Here is a 15,724-nt window from a genome sequence, read left to right as displayed (position 1 = left end):
TAGGCTAGGGTACTTTGGGGTAAATCAATGCACAATAAACGCACTCGAACCCAGGATATTCCGCTGGTCGTGCAGCGAAAAGAAGCCGTACTTGAAGCCCTCTTTGGGCAGCGGGCACGTGGCCGTTTGGGTTTTGTGATCCAGCGAAGCCCTCTTTACGGACCAAATACGCTTCTCGTTGGTAGAAGTACTATCGTTGGAATAATAAAAATCGACGCGCGACAGCGCCACCGGCGACTGGTACTTCAGCCGCAGTGTGGAGTCTTGGGTGGCCACGGCCAGTACCTTGGGCAGCGGCGCGCCTTCATGAAATACCTCCTCAAAGAAGTACCGGATCTCGTGCGGCTCCCAACCGGCCTCGTGGCTGTGTTTCATGTCGGGCTTAAGGCACAACTGCCGCCGCTCGGCGGGTACGAGGCCGTAGGTTTTGTGGTAAGGTACTACGTTATAAAAGCGATCCTTGTTGCCATTCACAAACAAAAACCGCGGCTGGGCCAAGGGCAGGTACACCGAGGGGTCGAAGTACGCCAGCCACTGCTGCCGGGCCGCGGGCGAAAGCTTCGCCAGCGACTCCCCAAACACATCCGACTCGTCGTAGAAGCCGCAACCGTACACCGGCGCGGCGGCCCGGAAGCGATTATCGAGGCTGGCCACGAGGCAGGTCAGGTACCCGCCCCAGCTGATGCCCGTCACGGCCGTGCGGCGCACATCTACCTCCGGACGGGCCAGCAGCCACGAATGCGCCAGAATGGCGCTCGCCACGGCCTGGTAGCTCCAGACGTTCTTCGGATTCGCCTCCTCCATTTTCTGAAACTTCGCGCCGTGGTCCTGGTCGGGTCCGGCCTGGGCCAGGCGGGTACCTGTGCCGTCCTTCCCGGCCAGGTCCATCGCGATGGCCGCGTAACCCTCGGCGGCCCATTTTTCTACCCACTCCCGAAAGGCCTTCCCGCCGCCCCCGTGGATCAGCACCACCGCGGGGTATTGGCGTTTGCTGGCGGGGCGGCCCAGCAGCAGGTCGGGGTTGGAGTAGTAGGCAAATACCTGCGTGGGGTGCCCCTCGAAGTCGACGCTCCGGTACAGCAGCGCGTGTACCGGACCACTTTGGTCGAGCCACTGGGTTTCAGGTACTTTACTCAGGGCTTTCAGGTCCCATAGTTGCTGCCCGGCCGGAATCGCCGCGGCGTCGATCACCGGCACGGCTTTCCGCTGGGCGTAGGTACCCGTCGCGAGGGTCATCACTAGCAGCAACACCAGCTGGGGCCTTATGCTTACACGTACTTTTTTCACTAAGATGAACAGTTAATACTAAAAAAAGGAGGGCGTGCCCCTCCGGGTCGGGCTATTCACTCCAAGTCCTCACTTCGTTCCGGGCTTTTCGTTACTATCCCTCACGCAAATTCGGATAAGGTGTTTGTTTTATTTTTGCACCTTCCCTTCCATAAGTACCCCGCGGGCCGTTTCTCTTGGTTTTGCTCGCGTTATTTTTTTAGAAACTACCCCGCCGGGAGCCGCAAGGTTCCGGCTTCGGGCTAAACGCGCGCCCGTATTCCCCACATTTCTAAATAAATACTAACTTGCGGCTTTTTAGGTCTAAGTTATGATTATTGAACCCGCGCAACGGACGCGCCAAACCTCCGAGTACTACTTCTCCGTCAAGCTAGCCGAGGTCCGCAAACTGCTGGCCGCAGGCCACGACGTCATCAACCTGGGCATCGGGAATCCCGACATGATGCCCTCGGAAAGTACCCTCACCATCTTGGCTGAGGCCGCCCACAAGCCCCAGGCCCACGGCTACCAGCCGTACGTGGGTACGGTGCGGCTCCGCCAGGCCATTGCCGACTACTACGCCCGTACCTACGGTGTGGCCCTGGAGGCTACGTCGGAGATTTTGCCGCTGATCGGCTCCAAAGAAGGCATTACGCACCTTTCGCTCACTTTCCTGGACCCCGGCGACGAAGTGCTGGTACCTGAGCTGGGCTACCCGGCCTACCGCGCCGTGAGCCAGATGGTGGGCGCGACCGTGCAAGAGTACCCCCTGCGCGAAGACTACGGCTGGCAGCCCGACTGGGAAGCCGCCGCGGCGCTCGTGACGCCGCGCACGAAGATACTCTGGCTCAACTACCCCCACATGCCTACGGGCGCCCCGGCCACGCCGGAGCTCTTCGAGGCCGCCGTGGCCTTTGCCCACCGGCACCGGCTGCTGCTCTGCCATGACAACCCGTACAGCCTGGTACTTAATAAAAAAGCGCCCCTCAGCCTGCTGTCCGTGCCGGGAGCGCGGGAGGTCGCCGTGGAGCTGAACTCCATGAGCAAGTCGCACAATATGGCGGGCTGGCGCATTGGCTGGCTGGCGGGAGCCAAGCCCTACCTCGACGCCGTGCTGAAGATCAAAAGCAACGTAGACTCGGGGATGTTCTGGGCGCTGCAAGAGGCCGCCGCCGAGGCTCTGAGCAACTCGGAGCTCTGGCACGCCGAGCGCAACGCCGTGTATGCGAGTAGACTGGAAGCCGCCGAGGCGTTTCTGGCCGCCCTGGGTTGTAGCTGGGACACGCAGCAGGAGGGGATGTTTTTGTGGGGAAAACTACCCGAAAGCCTGGCCTTGGCCGAGGCGGTTGTGGATGAGCTGCTGTACCAAAAACACGTGTTCATCGCGCCGGGCTTCATCTTCGGACCCAAGGGCCAGCGCTACATCCGGCTGTCGCTCTGCACGCCCGAGGAGCGGCTTTGGGAGGCCGTAGCGCGCGTAAAGGGCGAAGCGTAAAGTACCTTTCAATCATGGATTATCTTAATACGTTGTGGTTCATCGAAGCATGAAAGTTAGCATCATTGGGGTGGGTTTGCTAGGCGGCTCGTTTGCGCTGGCGTTGCGCGAAAAGTACCCCCACCTGGAGTTTGTGGGCGTCGATAAGTCGCCGGTTAACCAGAAGATCGCCCTGGCGATGGGCATTGTGGACGAGATCCTGCCGCTGGAGGAAGCCCTGCAAGTGGCCGAGCTTAACGTACTGGCTACGCCCGTCGACATCATCATGCAGCTTCTGCCCCAGATGCTGGACCAACTCCCCGCGGGCCGCACCGTCATGGACCTGGGCTCGACCAAGGGGCTCATCTGCGAAATCGCCGATGCACACCCGCGCCGTGGGCAGTTTGTGGCCGTACACCCCATGGCCGGTACCGAGCACTCGGGGCCGGGGGCGGCTTTCAAAGAATTGCTCCCCACCAAAAACGTCATTATCTGCGACTCCGAGAAGAGCCACCCCGACTCGCTGGCGCTGGTGGAGGCTTTCCTGCACGACATCGGCATGAAGGTCCACTACATGACCCCCACCGAGCACGACCTGCACCTGGCGTACGTCTCGCACCTGAGCCACATCAGCTCCTTTGCGCTGGGTCTGACGGTACTTGAAAAAGAAAAAGACGAAAAGGCGATCTTCGACATGGCCAGCACGGGTTTTTCTTCCACGGTGCGGCTCGCCAAAAGCTCCCCGCAGATGTGGGCGCCCATTTTTGACCAAAACAAAAAGAACGTTTCCCGCGCCCTGGGCGACTACATCAAGCTCCTCAAAAAATTCAAAGAAGCCATCGACAGCGAAGACCTCGACACCAGCCTCGACTTCATGCAAAAGGCCAACGACATTGGCCGTATCCTGGCCGGGATCGAAAAAAAATAAAAAGGTACTTCAAGGTACCTGAACGACCGGCCTGAGGTGCCGAAGCGCCTGCTGTAGGTGCCGCTCGTTGTGGGCCATGAGGAATTGCAGCACGTCGCCCAGCTTCAGCCGTACCCAACGAAAAATAGAAACCGGAATCCGGACGGCGTTCAGATCGGCGGTGCGGGCGCGGGCAAGGTACCTGAGTAGTACTTCCTGCTGCCGGATAAACTCCGCCACCACGGCCGAAGCATCCAGGGCCCGTTCGGGCGTATAGTCTTTAAAAGCCTTGTATTTGCGGGTACCCGTTTGCGGGTCCATCATGCGGGTAAAGTACCTGCCCAGCCAGGTACCTTTAAAAGTACCCCCGGGAGAGGTACTTTGGGCTAATCCCTTTTCGAGCTGCGGAAGGTAGTAGTGGCCGTAGCTGTTGAGGTGGTCCAGGCACTGAGCAATGCTCCAGCCGCCGTCGGACGCGGGCCGCAGCAGGGTACTTTCGGGGAGGTTCTGGAATACCCGCACGGCTTCCTGCAGGTGTCGCTCTACCTGCTCTTCGAGCGAGTCTAGCAACGTTTGTTGGTTGATGCCTGCCATGACGCTTACGCTTTCTGGAATGAAAGTACCTTTTTGTTCAAAAACAAAAGCGACACGGCAATGCCGCAAAACAGCGACTCGATGACCAGCCACTGCGTGCCAAAAGTACCTAGCGGCCCTTCTACCTGGCTGGTAATGAGGCGCGACAAGGCGTAAAATCCCCACAGCATACTTAGGAAAGCCAGCCCCTTGGGTACGTCGGTGCGCAGCAGGTAGATCAGGCTGATGCTCAGCGTCAGGCCCACCCCGCCGTACACCCCCCGGATGGAGCTATAGGCGTCGGCGTTGAGGAGTTGCACCTGCACCAGATCCATGACGGACTGGGGATCAAAAAAGGCCATCGCACTGACCGACAACAAACTTACTGCCGACAGCAGCATAAAACCCTGGGAGGCTACGGAAATCATTCGGTTCTTTTTCATGGAGATTCTTAGGTTTTAAAGTACCCCACAAAGGTGGCCGAAGCTGCCCAAACGAATGTTGGTAAATACCAAGATTTCCTACTGTCCTGCGGCCTGCTTCCGCAGCCCCTCGGTGGGCCGGAAGCGCTCGCCGTGGCGGTCGGCCAGGGCGTTGGCCTGCTGCACAAAGGCGGAAGTACCTAGGTACTCCACAAACGACAGTGCCCCGCCCGTGTAGGCCGGAAACCCCCAGCCCAGGATGGAGCCCAGGTCGGCGTCGAGGGGCGTACGGATGACGCCCTCCTCGTAGCAGCGCACGGCCTCCAGCGCCTGGCGATAGAGCAGGCGCTGCTTCACTTCGTCCAGCGACGGTTGCGAGGCTGCCACCGGAAAAAGCTCGGCCAGGCCGGGCCAAAGGTACTTTTTGCCCTCGGCGGGGTACTCATAAAAACCGGCTCCATTTTTTCGGCCCAGTCGATTAAGCTCCACCAATTGCTTGCTGAGCTGGTAGCTGGTGTCGGCTTCGGTACTAGCGCCGTCCTGAAGGGCCTGTTGCGCGATTTTATACACCAAATCCAGCGCCACCTCGTCGGTCACGGCCAGCGGACCGACGGGCATTCCGGCTAGTTTCCCGGCGTTTTCGATCAGGGTAGGTGCTACGCCCTCCCGTAGGAGCTCCATACCTTCTGAGGCGTAGGTCATGAAGCTGCGCGAGGTATAAAAGCCGCGCGCGTCGTTGACGACGATGGGCGTTTTTCGGATCTTACGTACGTAATCAACGGCCACCGCCAGGGCGTAGTCGGAGGTACTTTTGCCCACGATAATCTCCACCAGGTTCATTTTATCGACGGGCGAAAAGAAATGGATACCGATGAAATTTTCGGGCTGGGCCGAAGCCTCGGCCAGGCCCGTGATGGGTAGGGTGGAGGTATTGGAACCAAAAACGCCACCCGCGGCCAGCATCGGCTCGGCTTCCTGGGTTACCTGGGCTTTGAGGGCCCGGTTTTCAAAAACGGCTTCGATGATTAGATCGCAGCCTTGCAGGTCGGTGGTTTGGGTGGTGGGGTGAATGAGCGCCAGGATCTTTTCGGCCTTTTCGGGCGATAAAGTACCTTTGGCCATTTGTTTTTCGAGCAATTTCCGGGAGTAGGCCTTGCCCTGCTCGGCGGCTTGGGTACTTACATCTTTCAAAACGACCTCGATGCCCGCCTGGGCCGAAACGTAGGCAATGCCCGCGCCCATTAGTCCTGCGCCCAGAATACCCAGCTTACGCACGTCGGTTTTCTCGACGGATGCCGGGCGACTGGCTCCTTTGTTGGCTTTGTTAAGGCCCAGAAACATCGTACGGATTAGGTTACCGGCTTCTTTGGACCGCGCCACCTGCACAAAGTACCTCCCCTCGATGGCCAGTCCGCGGTCAATAGGCACCTGCAAGCCTTCGTACACGCACGACAGAATGGCCCGCGGGGCGGGGTAGTTGCCCCGGGTTTTTTCCATTACCTGAGCCGTACCTACCGAAAATACCTGTCTGCCCGCGCCACTTTGTACGTCGCCGCCGGGTACCTGGAAGCGGTCTTTGGCCACGATCCGCCCGGATTTTTTATCCCGCTGATCCCAGGGCCGCAGGGGCTGCGGATGCGCTTTGATCCAGTCGTGGGCCTTTTGCAGAAGCTCCTCGGGTGTAGCGGCCAGCGCATCTACCAGGCCCAGTGCCAGCGCCTCGGAGGTACCTACGTCGCGGCCTTCCAGCATCAGCGGCAGGGCCGCCTGTAAGCCGATCATCCGGGGTAGGCGCTGGGTACCGCCACCGCCGGGCAGCAGGCCGAGCTTCACTTCGGGCAGGCCGATTCTGGTTTTGGGGTGATCCAGGGCAATGCGGTGGTGACACGCCAGGCAGATCTCGTAGCCGCCGCCCAGCGCGGTGCCGTTGATGGCCGCCACGATGGGCTTGCCGCAGGTTTCCATCTGGCGGAAAATACGGTTGAGGCCGGCCGAGACTTCCAGCATTTCGGCGGGGTCCTGGTCCTGGTTGCGCAGAATCATTTTCAGGTCGGCCCCCACCACAAACTCCGGCTTGGCCGAGGTGATGATAATGCCGTTCACGGCTTCATCGTCGTAAGCCCGTTGCAGCGCTTCCACAAACACCGGAATGGAGTCGTCGTTGAGGACGTTCATGGGGGAGGTGGTCAGGTTCCAGCGCAGGATCGCCACGCCTTCTTGCAGGGTATAGTCAATAGCCATTTTTAGCTTTCTTTTTTCGTAAAAACAAAAGGTACTTTAGGGGTACTTGGGGTACCGCGAATGGGCGCGGCCAAGTACCTAGTTGACCCGCTCAATAATGGTCGCAATGCCCATGCCGCCGCCAATGCAGAGCGTCACCAGGCCCAGGGTTTTGTCGCGGCGTTCGAGCTCGTCGAGGAGCGTGGCGGTAAGGATGGCCCCCGTAGCACCCAGCGGGTGGCCCATCGCAATGCCCCCGCCGTTGACGTTGACCACCGCCGGATCTACCCCCAGCGCGTCCATGAAGTACATGGGCACGGCCGCAAACGCTTCGTTTACTTCCCATAAATCGATATCACGGATGCTCAGGCCCGCTCGGCGAAGTACCTTTTGGGCGGCGGGCACGGGGCCGGTGAGCATGATGGTGGGCTCTGAACCTACTACCGCCGTGGCTCTGATCCGGGCGCGGGGCTTCAGGCTCAGCCGCTCGCCCGCCGCGCGGGTACCCATGAGGAGTCCGGCGGCGCCGTCGGCGATCTGCGACGAGTTACCGGCGTGGTGTACGTGCTCGATGCGGCTGAGCTCGGGGTACTTCATGAGCGCCAGGGCGTCGAGGCCCTGCTGGCCCAGCGCCTCAAAAGCGGGCTTGAGCTTGCCGAGGGATTCGGCGGTGGTGCCGGGGCGCACGCCTTCGTCGTGCCCGAGCAGCAAAGTACCTAAGGCATCATAGACGGATACCAGCGACTTCGCGAAGCGATTTTCTCGCTGGGCGATTTCGGCCCGGCGGTACGACTCGGCGGCCAGGGCGTCGAGCTCGGCGCGGGAGTACCCGTACCTGGTCGCGATCAGGTCGGCGGAGATACCCTGCGGCACAATGTTGTGTGCGGCCACCATAGCCGGGTCCATGAAGAGCGCGCCGCCGTCGGAGCCCATCGCCACGCGCGACATCGACTCCACGCCCCCGGCAATGACCAGGTCCGTCTGGCCCGCCCGCAGGTAGGCCGCGGCCATGTTGATGGCCTCCAGGCCCGACGAGCAGAAGCGGTTTAGCTGCACACCCGCCACCGACTCGGCGTAGCCCGCGGCCAGCACCGCCGTGCGGGCTATGTCGGCTCCCTGCTCGCCCAGGGGCGTTACGCAGCCCATGAGTACGTCGTCGAGGTAGGTGGTGTCGAGCTGGTTTCGATCGCGGAGCTGTTCGAGTACCGTGGTGAGCAGCCGCAGCGGGGGTACTTCGTGCAGGGCGCCGTCGGCTTTGCCCCGGCCCCGGGGCGTCCGAACGGCGTCGTAAATAAGGGCTTCGGTCATGTTGGGTTAAATAGGAGTAGGTTAAAAGTATGCAAGCATACTAATACACAAAGAAAGGGAGTATTCCCCACAATCACAAGAGCGGCCAAAGAGGTACCTGACTACCCGGCGGTGGGTAGGGGTAGGAGGGAGGGCAGCAAGATCAATTTAGCGAATTCTTGACGTTTTCTTCTGCATGATCCAGCTTTTCAAACTCCGAATTGTTGCTGATGTACTCCGGGATAATGGCTTTGAGGAGCGCTACCATCTGGTCGGAATCGCCCTTGAGGAGGGATTTACGCAGATCGTTCATGACAAGGCTGAGCTCGCTGAAAGGAACGGACTTGAGGCGCGCGATGAGGATCTTGGGGTGGTGGGTACCTAGGTTTTGCTCGCTGTCGTTCAGGAGCTCTTCGTACAGCTTCTCGCCGGGGCGCAGGCCCGAGTACTCGATCTGGATGTCGCGGCCCGCCGTGAAGCCCGAGAGCTGGATCATGCGCCGGGCCAGGTCCTCGATCCGGATCGGCTCACCCATGTCGAACACAAACACCTCCCCGCCCTGGCCCATGGCACCGGCTTCCAGCACCAGCTGGCAGGCTTCGGGGATGGTCATGAAGTAGCGGATCACGTCCGGGTGGGTGACGGTGAGCGGGCCGCCGGCCTGGATCTGTTTTTTGAACAAAGGTACCACCGAGCCGTTGGAACCCAGTACGTTGCCAAAGCGCGTAATGATGAAACGGGTACCTCCGCTCAGCCGTTCGTTCAGGCTCTGCACGTATACTTCGGCGAGCCGCTTGGTGGCACCCATGACGTTGGTGGGGTTTACGGCCTTGTCGGTGGAGACGAGCACAAATTTCTCTACGTCGTAGGTAGCCGACAGGTCCGCCAGGAGTTTGGTGCCGAACACGTTGGCCTTGATGGCTTCGTAGGGGAACCGTTCCATCAGCGGTACGTGCTTGTAGGCCGCCGCGTGGAAAACCAGCTGGGGTTGCTGCTCGCTGAAGATCCGCTGCATCCGAACCTCGTCGGTGATGTTGGCGACCAGCGGTAGTAGCTCGAACGTGATGGTATGGTTTTGCCGAATCTCGAATTCCAGGTCGTAAAGGCCCGACTCGGACTGATCCAGCATGAGCAGCCGGGTAGGGTTGTACCGAATCAGCTGCCGGACGATCTCGCTGCCGATGGAACCCGCCGCGCCCGTGACCAGGACCGTTTTGCCGCTGATCTGCTGGCCAATGGACTCGTTGTTGAGCTGGATGGGGTCGCGCTCCAGGAGGTCTTCGATGCGGATTTTCCGGATTTGTCCGCTGCTCAGGGTACCATTGAGCCACTCGTTGGCCGAAGGTACCACTTTCACCACGATGTTTCTTTGCAAGAAATATTCAAGAATAAATTTCTTCCGGCTTGGAGCGATATGCTGAATCGCCAGCACTACCTCGGGGTACGCCGCTTCGTCCTGAAAAAATTTCTCAAAGGCTTCTTCCAGGCTATACACCCGCACGCCCTCCACCGACTTGTGCGTGAGGGTAGGGTTGTCGTCGATGAAGCAAAGGATTTGGTGCGTTTTCTGGGGTTCGTGCAGCAGCGCGTTTTTGGTAAGAATACCCAGTGAGCCCGCCCCAAAGATCACAACGTCCTGGTACGAATGCTGACGGTTCATGTTGGCAATATCCAGGTAGATGGACTTGACGAAAAAACGACTGGCGATCATCAAAAACAAACAGATGAAGTAGTCGATGAGCAGCACCGAAACCGGAAGGTAGAGAAGGGTATTGTCCCATACAACGGCCGCCAGCGTGGAAATAAAACCGGCCGCCAGGCTACCGGCCGTGACGGTCTGGAAAATCAGGAGCATGTCTTCCAGGCTGGTGTGCCGCACGATGCCGTGGTAAGAACGAAAGCTTAAAAAAGATACCCAGCGCGTAGCCACTATAAATAGCAGGTACCAGCGATATACGCCCCAGTGTATGTCGGTGACATCGAAATTAAAGCGAAGGATGCAAGCCGTTAGAAAAGAAAAAGTGACTATGGCTAAGTCGATGGAAAGAATGAGTCGGCGAGATACAAAGCGGTGGTGGTAACTATCCAGCACGCTTTTAAAGAATCTTTCAATCATATGTGTCGGTTAACCTGGTTGCTGGTTCTGCATCACAATCACGGCGGGGATGAGAGTACAACGAAGTTATGGCTTGGTTGAATACTTAGTGTGTCGTGTAAGCCGAAATCAAAGATAGTAAAGATGTAGTAACTATCTTTTACCCCTTACGTCAGATTTTTAAAAAGGACGGCTCCATAGCTGTTTATTTACTATTCGGTTTATTTCGTATCACGATTCTAATAATAAATTCTCCAGGGCGGGTTGCAGGGCCGGGTACTGGTAGGCAAAGTAAGGCTGACTACCCAGGCGGGTACTTTGCACAAAACTACTACCTAGTACGGCCTGGGCCATTTCGCCAAAGGCGGCCTTCAAAGCAAAAGCGGGTACTTTGGGAGCCCACTGCGGCTTTCCAAGTACCTTGCAGATGGTGCGCGTCAGCTCGGCGTTGGTGGCGGGCTGGGGAGCCACGCCGTTGTAAGTACCCTCCCAGCTTTCTTTTTCAAGCGCTTCGAGGTACATCCGGCAGAGGTCGTCAACGTGAATCCACGACATCCATTGCTTACCCGAACCCAGCGGTGCGCCCAACCCCCAACGGGCCGGGGCGGCTATGCGGGGTAGCGCGCCGCCTTTGGCGCTCAGTACCACGCCGGTCCGGATTTTGACGGTACGTATTCCCAGCGCCTGCACGCGGTCGGCGGCGGCCTCCCACTGTACGGTCACGTCGGCCAGGAAGTCGCGGCCCGGCGGTGACTGTTCCGTTTGCCGGAGGTCGCCGGTGTCGGCACCGTAGTAGCCGATGGCCGAAGAAGAAACAAAAGCTTGGGGGAACTGCCGGGTCTCGGCCATTTTGTGGGCTACCAGCGCGATGGTGTCCGTGCGGCTGCGTATAATTTCTTTTTTGCGCTCGTCGGTCCAGCGCTGGTCGGCCACGCCCGCGCCCGCCAGGTGAATGAGGTAATCCAGGTTTTCCAGGGCGCCTTCTTCCAGGTACCCTTTTTCTACCTCCCACCGATACACGCGCACGTTGGGGTAGGTTTTTTGGCTACGACTCAGGTAAGCTACGTCGTAGCCTTTCTCCAATAATAACTCCGTAAGCCGTCGCCCAATAACTCCTGTTCCTCCCGTAATCAGTACCTTTTTGGCCATAGCGCAAGCGGTGTGCATGTGTAGACTCATTAACTACCAAAGCGTCCAAAAGGTTATCCGGGCAAATCGCACCTTGTAAGGTACCTCGGCTGAAGTGCATCCAGGTACCTGCTCGTGAGAAAAGCAAGTACCTTAGCCAGGTACCTGGTCTAAAACTGCTTCGTAAGCCTTCAGGTACCCGTCGACCATCTTGTCTACGCTAAACTGGGATGACGCCCAGGTGCGGCAGGCCTGCCGGTCCAACGTCGCGATGCGTTCCACGGCCTCAGCCGCTTCGTGGGTAGTTTCTACCAGAAAGCCCGTTTTTTCGTGTTGGATCAGCTCCGGCATGGAGCCCCGGCGGAAAGCGATGACGGGCGTTCCGCAAAACATGGCTTCGGCCACGCTCAGTCCGAAGGGCTCTTCAAAGCTAATGGGGTGTAGCAGCGCGTAGGCGTTGCGCAGCAGCTTGTCCCGCTGGGCGGGGCCGGCATTGCCCACGTAAAGTACCTGGTCGTCGTCGAGGTAGGGCTGTACTTTTTCCTCAAAGTACCTTTGATCCTGCACCAGGCCTGAAATGATGAGCGGGCGCTTGGCCGCTTTGGCGATCTGGATGGCTTCGTAGGTACCTTTCTCGGGGTGGATGCGCCCAAAAAACAGCAGGTAGTCCTGCGGCTGGGCCTGAAAGGTAAACTCCGCGGGATTGATGCCGTTGTAGACCGTGGTCAGGTACCTGAGCTCCGGGTGGCGGTCAGAGTTACTGATGGAAACGTAGGAGGTACTTTCGTTGTATTTTTTGTAAACGGGCACAATCCGGGGCGACGAAAACCCGTGGATCGTCGTGATCATCGGCGTGCGGATGAGCCGCGAGTAGGTCAGCGGCAGGAAGTCGAAGTGATTATGGATGAGGTCGAACTGGCTGGCCTGCTCCATCAGGTGGCTGATGTGCAGGCACTCTTCTACCTTGGGGTCCAGGGAGGAGTCTTCGGCATAGCCGCACGGGCTGCTGTACTTCAGGGTACCTTGGGTGAGCGAGTCGGCCGTGGCAAAGAGCGTCACCTCCAGGCCGCGCGCCACGAGGCCTTCGGCAACGTTGGAGGCTACCTGCTCCCAGGGACCGTACTGGCGCGGCGGCGTGCGCCAGGCAATGGGGGCTAGTATCGCAATTTTCATACGTAAATAACTAAATGTGGTTGGGTAGGTACCTTCACAAAAAAGCAAAGCCAACGCGCCGCGCCAACCTTGCCGGAGAGGTACCTGTAGGTACTTGTGATAGGGTGGTTTCAAGGTACTTTCAACCCGAAGGAAGGTACTTTGGCACCAGGGTTTTTCTGGTACTAAAATCGTTCCCGAAGAACTTCTTTTCGTATCTTGCTAAATGATACCAACGGCCCTTGGGTACCCGAACTATTTGGGCTGGGCGGATTGTTATCCAAGGTATTCTTCTGCTGAAAGCGCAATGAACTTCGAACTTATCTCCGACTACCAGCCTACCGGCGATCAGCCCCAGGCCATTGAAAAATTAGTAAAAGGCCTCCACGAAGGCGAGCCCGCCCAAACGCTCCTGGGCGTGACGGGCTCCGGCAAGACCTTCACCGTAGCCAACGTGGTGGCGCAGGTCAACCGCCCCACGCTGGTGCTGAGTCACAACAAAACCCTGGCCGCGCAGCTCTACGGCGAGTTTAAGCAGTTTTTTCCCAACAACGCCGTTGAGTACTTCATCAGCTACTACGATTACTACCAGCCCGAGGCGTTTATTGCCACCACCAATACCTACATTGAAAAAGACCTGGCCATCAACGAGGAGATCGACAAGTTGCGGCTGGCCACAGTGTCGTCGCTCATGAGTGGGCGGCGTGATGTGCTGGTGGTGGCGTCGGTGTCGTGCATCTACGGAGCGGGTAATCCGCAGGAGTACAAAAAGAGCATTTTGCGGGTAGGCGTGGGTGAGATTACCAGCCGCAACCAGTTTTTGTTCCGACTGGTGGAGATTCTGTACAGCCGTACCGAGGCCGAATTTAGCCGGGGTACTTTCCGGGTTAAAGGCGATACAGTGGACATCTACCCCGGCTACGCCGACTTTGCCTACCGCGTTATTTTCTTTGGGGACGAAATTGAGGAGATCCAGCGGATCAACCCCACGAACGGCAAAAAAATATCCAGCGAACGCATGATCGCTATCTTCCCAGCCAACCTCTTCGTGACGGGCCGGGACGTGCTGATGCGCTCCATCGAGGAGATCCAGCGTGACCTGGTGGCACAGATCAGGTACTTTGCGTCGGAAGGACGGCTGCTGGAAGCGGAGCGGATCAAGGAACGCACCGAGTTTGACCTCGAAATGATGCGGGAACTTGGTTACTGCTCGGGCATTGAGAACTACTCAAGGTACTTTGACCGCCGCCTGCCGGGCCAGCGGCCCTTCTGCCTGCTCGACTATTTTCCCGAAGACTACCTGCTGGTGGTGGACGAAAGCCACGCCACCATGCCGCAGATCCGGGCCATGTGGGGCGGCGACCGCTCGCGCAAGGAAGCTCTGGTGGACTACGGCTTCCGGCTGCCTTCGGCCATGGACAACCGCCCGCTGACCTTTCAGGAGTTTGAAGACCTGAGCCCGCAGGCGATCTACGTGAGCGCTACCCCCGCCGACTACGAGCTGCGGCGCACCGACGGCGTGGTGGTGGAGCAGATCATCCGGCCTACGGGCCTGCTGGACCCCGAGATTGACGTACGGCCCAGCCTGAACCAAATCGACGACCTGCTCGATGAAATTGACATTCGGGTGAAGCGCGGCGAGCGGGTACTGGTGACGACGCTCACCAAGCGCATGGCCGAGGAGCTCAGCAAGTACCTCGACCGCGTGGGCGTCAAAGGCCGCTACATTCACTCGGAGGTGAAAACGCTGGACCGCGTGGAGATCCTGCGGGAGCTGCGGCTGGGGGTATTTGACGTGCTGGTGGGCGTGAACCTACTCCGCGAGGGCCTCGACCTACCCGAAGTATCGCTGGTGGCGATCATGGACGCCGACAAGGAAGGCTTCCTGCGCGACATCCGCTCGCTGATCCAGACCATTGGCCGTGCCGCCCGGAACGACAAGGGCAAGGTACTTATGTACGCCGACCGCATCACGGGCTCCATGCAAAAGGCCATCGACGAAACCAACCGCCGCCGGAGCATTCAGTTGGCCTACAACGAGGCCCACGGCATTACGCCACGCACCATTTTGAAGTCGAAGCAGGCCATCATGGAGCAAACAACCGTGGCCGATTCCAAAGCCCGGAAAATGTACGTGGAGCCGGACGAGGTACGCGTAGCCGCCGACCCGGTGGTACAGTACATGGGCAAAAGCGATTTACAAAAGCTCATTGCCGAAACCCAGCGCAAAATGGAAGCCGCCGCCAAGGACCTGGACTTCCTGCAAGCCGCCCGCTACCGCGACGAGCTGCTGCAGCTCAAAGAGCGGGTGAAGGAGGTGGGGTAGGTTTTGCTGGCGCGTGTTGGGAGTGGGAAATTCTTTGGTTATGTTTCGTTTTTGTTAAAATCACTACCTAATTATCATTTATTTCGAGTCCGACTCGGCCTGAACAATTACCCTATGCCCGCCAAAGATTTCGTCCATGATTTTGTTAAGAATGCGCTGATCAAGGATGGTTGGGAAATTATGCACGACCCGTATTTTCTACCCTTAGGCAAAGAGCGCAGCTACGTGGATTTGGCGGCTGAGAAAATTTTGATTGCTGAGAAGGACGCTCATAAAATTGCGGTGGAGATCAAATCGTTTGGTGGGAAGTCTGACCTGGTGGCTTTTCGCGAAGCTTTGGGTGAGTACCTCTTTTACAAGGCAGTTTTGAAAGATTACGAAGCAGATCGGCAATTGTTTTTGGCGGTGGGCAAGCAAATTTTTGAAGACTTTTTTGAAGAAACGGCCATCCGCAAGATATGGCAGTTGTACCAAGTACAAATCATTGTTTTTGACGAAAAAACGGAAGAAATACTGAAATGGATAATCTAGCAATCGTATCGGACTACATGAAGGAGGTAGCCGCCTACGCCCCCGAGGAGCAAGGCCAACTTATTCACGACCCGCAAAAACAGCATTTCCTGATTTACAGCATACACTGGGACGAAGACCGACGGCAGTATGGCTGCTACCTGCACATTGAAGTAAAAAAGGATGGCAAGGTATGGATACAGCACGATGGTACCGACCTTGCTGTAGCCGATGAACTGGTGAAACGCGGAATTCCCCGAGATCAGATTGTACTAGGCTTCCGGTCGCCTTTTTACCGAAAGATGAGTGATTTTGCGGTAGCTTGAGTTTAACCCAAAAAAATCTACATCTCGGCCGACCAGTT

At 58.1% G+C, this 15,724-nt stretch carries 13 protein-coding genes; 5 read left to right on the top strand and 8 right to left on the bottom strand.

Annotation, left to right across the window (positions count from 1 at the left end):
• Positions 1-24: 24 nt before the first annotated feature.
• Positions 25-1,287 carry an alpha/beta fold hydrolase gene (locus tag HNQ92_RS17710; RefSeq protein WP_184175617.1) on the bottom strand — a complete coding sequence of 421 codons (1,263 nt, stop codon included), beginning with the start codon at positions 1,285-1,287 and terminating at the stop codon, positions 25-27.
• A gap of 310 nt (positions 1,288-1,597) precedes the next feature.
• On the opposite strand from HNQ92_RS17710, the gene HNQ92_RS17705 reads away from it, so the two are divergent.
• The gene (locus tag HNQ92_RS17705; RefSeq protein WP_184175614.1) at positions 1,598-2,761 is read left to right on the top strand and encodes a pyridoxal phosphate-dependent aminotransferase; all 1,164 of its coding nucleotides are present in this window, start codon (positions 1,598-1,600) and stop codon (positions 2,759-2,761) included.
• A 49-nt stretch (positions 2,762-2,810) separates the two neighbouring features.
• A complete protein-coding gene (locus tag HNQ92_RS17700) occupies positions 2,811-3,668 on the top strand; it encodes a prephenate dehydrogenase (RefSeq protein ID WP_184175612.1) in 858 nt (285 codons plus the stop codon).
• Positions 3,669-3,677: 9 nt separating this feature from the next.
• Here the strand turns inward: HNQ92_RS17700 and HNQ92_RS17695 are convergent, their stop codons facing one another.
• The 7 genes from HNQ92_RS17695 to HNQ92_RS17665 all read right to left on the bottom strand — a co-directional run bounded on the left by HNQ92_RS17695 (position 3,678) and on the right by HNQ92_RS17665 (position 12,545).
• A complete protein-coding gene (locus tag HNQ92_RS17695; RefSeq protein ID WP_184175610.1) occupies positions 3,678-4,241 on the bottom strand; it encodes a DinB family protein in 564 nt (187 codons plus the stop codon).
• 5 nt (positions 4,242-4,246) lie between these two features.
• Entirely contained in the window at positions 4,247-4,663 is a 417-nt protein-coding gene (locus HNQ92_RS17690) for a DUF4345 domain-containing protein (RefSeq protein ID WP_184175609.1), read from the bottom strand.
• 78 nt (positions 4,664-4,741) lie between these two features.
• The gene (locus tag HNQ92_RS17685; protein ID WP_184175607.1) at positions 4,742-6,883 is read right to left on the bottom strand and encodes a 3-hydroxyacyl-CoA dehydrogenase NAD-binding domain-containing protein; all 2,142 of its coding nucleotides are present in this window, start codon (positions 6,881-6,883) and stop codon (positions 4,742-4,744) included.
• A 78-nt stretch (positions 6,884-6,961) separates the two neighbouring features.
• Complete coding sequence (locus tag HNQ92_RS17680) at positions 6,962-8,170, bottom strand: acetyl-CoA C-acetyltransferase (protein ID WP_184175605.1); 1,209 nt, start codon at positions 8,168-8,170, stop codon at positions 6,962-6,964.
• 142 nt (positions 8,171-8,312) lie between these two features.
• On the bottom strand, positions 8,313-10,265 hold the full coding sequence (locus HNQ92_RS17675) for a polysaccharide biosynthesis protein (RefSeq protein ID WP_184175603.1): 1,953 nt from the start codon (positions 10,263-10,265) through the stop codon (positions 8,313-8,315).
• A 210-nt stretch (positions 10,266-10,475) separates the two neighbouring features.
• Positions 10,476-11,393: a TIGR01777 family oxidoreductase gene (locus HNQ92_RS17670; protein WP_184175601.1), complete on the bottom strand. Its 918-nt coding sequence runs from the start codon at positions 11,391-11,393 to the stop codon at positions 10,476-10,478.
• Between the two features lie 132 nt (positions 11,394-11,525).
• Complete coding sequence (locus HNQ92_RS17665) at positions 11,526-12,545, bottom strand: glycosyltransferase family 4 protein (protein ID WP_184175599.1); 1,020 nt, start codon at positions 12,543-12,545, stop codon at positions 11,526-11,528.
• 286 nt (positions 12,546-12,831) lie between these two features.
• Here HNQ92_RS17665 and uvrB point away from each other — a divergent pair, with 286 nt between their 5' ends.
• From uvrB to HNQ92_RS17650, 3 genes are all read left to right on the top strand, one after another.
• On the top strand, positions 12,832-14,850 hold the full coding sequence (uvrB, locus tag HNQ92_RS17660) for an excinuclease ABC subunit UvrB (RefSeq protein ID WP_184175597.1): 2,019 nt from the start codon (positions 12,832-12,834) through the stop codon (positions 14,848-14,850).
• A gap of 114 nt (positions 14,851-14,964) precedes the next feature.
• On the top strand, positions 14,965-15,381 hold the full coding sequence (locus tag HNQ92_RS17655) for a XisH family protein (protein ID WP_184175595.1): 417 nt from the start codon (positions 14,965-14,967) through the stop codon (positions 15,379-15,381).
• Entirely contained in the window at positions 15,369-15,686 is a 318-nt protein-coding gene (locus tag HNQ92_RS17650) for a XisI protein (RefSeq protein ID WP_184175593.1), read from the top strand. Before HNQ92_RS17655 ends, HNQ92_RS17650 begins: the two co-directional genes overlap by 13 nt.
• Positions 15,687-15,724: the final 38 nt, after the last annotated feature.

Source organism: Rhabdobacter roseus, from assembly GCF_014202275.1.
GTDB lineage: Bacteria > Bacteroidota > Bacteroidia > Cytophagales > Spirosomataceae > Rhabdobacter > Rhabdobacter roseus.
The sequence above is the reverse complement of the archived record's forward strand: the minus strand, read 5'-3'. Positions and strand labels throughout refer to the sequence as shown.

What these genes read in the sequence shown, in the direction of transcription:
- HNQ92_RS17655 (WP_184175595.1), top strand. Translation starts at nt 14,965, where the DNA reads ATGCCCGCCAAAGATTTCGTCCATGATTTTGTTAAGAATGCGCTGATC.
- HNQ92_RS17680 (WP_184175605.1), bottom strand. Translation starts at nt 8,170, where the DNA reads ATGACCGAAGCCCTTATTTACGACGCCGTTCGGACGCCCCGGGGCCGG.
- HNQ92_RS17700 (WP_184175612.1), top strand. Translation starts at nt 2,811, where the DNA reads ATGAAAGTTAGCATCATTGGGGTGGGTTTGCTAGGCGGCTCGTTTGCG.
- HNQ92_RS17675 (WP_184175603.1), bottom strand. Translation starts at nt 10,265, where the DNA reads ATGATTGAAAGATTCTTTAAAAGCGTGCTGGATAGTTACCACCACCGC.
- uvrB (WP_184175597.1), top strand. Translation starts at nt 12,832, where the DNA reads ATGAACTTCGAACTTATCTCCGACTACCAGCCTACCGGCGATCAGCCC.
- HNQ92_RS17650 (WP_184175593.1), top strand. Translation starts at nt 15,369, where the DNA reads ATGGATAATCTAGCAATCGTATCGGACTACATGAAGGAGGTAGCCGCC.
- HNQ92_RS17705 (WP_184175614.1), top strand. Translation starts at nt 1,598, where the DNA reads ATGATTATTGAACCCGCGCAACGGACGCGCCAAACCTCCGAGTACTAC.
- HNQ92_RS17670 (WP_184175601.1), bottom strand. Translation starts at nt 11,393, where the DNA reads ATGGCCAAAAAGGTACTGATTACGGGAGGAACAGGAGTTATTGGGCGA.
- HNQ92_RS17690 (WP_184175609.1), bottom strand. Translation starts at nt 4,663, where the DNA reads ATGAAAAAGAACCGAATGATTTCCGTAGCCTCCCAGGGTTTTATGCTG.
- HNQ92_RS17695 (WP_184175610.1), bottom strand. Translation starts at nt 4,241, where the DNA reads ATGGCAGGCATCAACCAACAAACGTTGCTAGACTCGCTCGAAGAGCAG.
- HNQ92_RS17665 (WP_184175599.1), bottom strand. Translation starts at nt 12,545, where the DNA reads ATGAAAATTGCGATACTAGCCCCCATTGCCTGGCGCACGCCGCCGCGC.
- HNQ92_RS17685 (WP_184175607.1), bottom strand. Translation starts at nt 6,883, where the DNA reads ATGGCTATTGACTATACCCTGCAAGAAGGCGTGGCGATCCTGCGCTGG.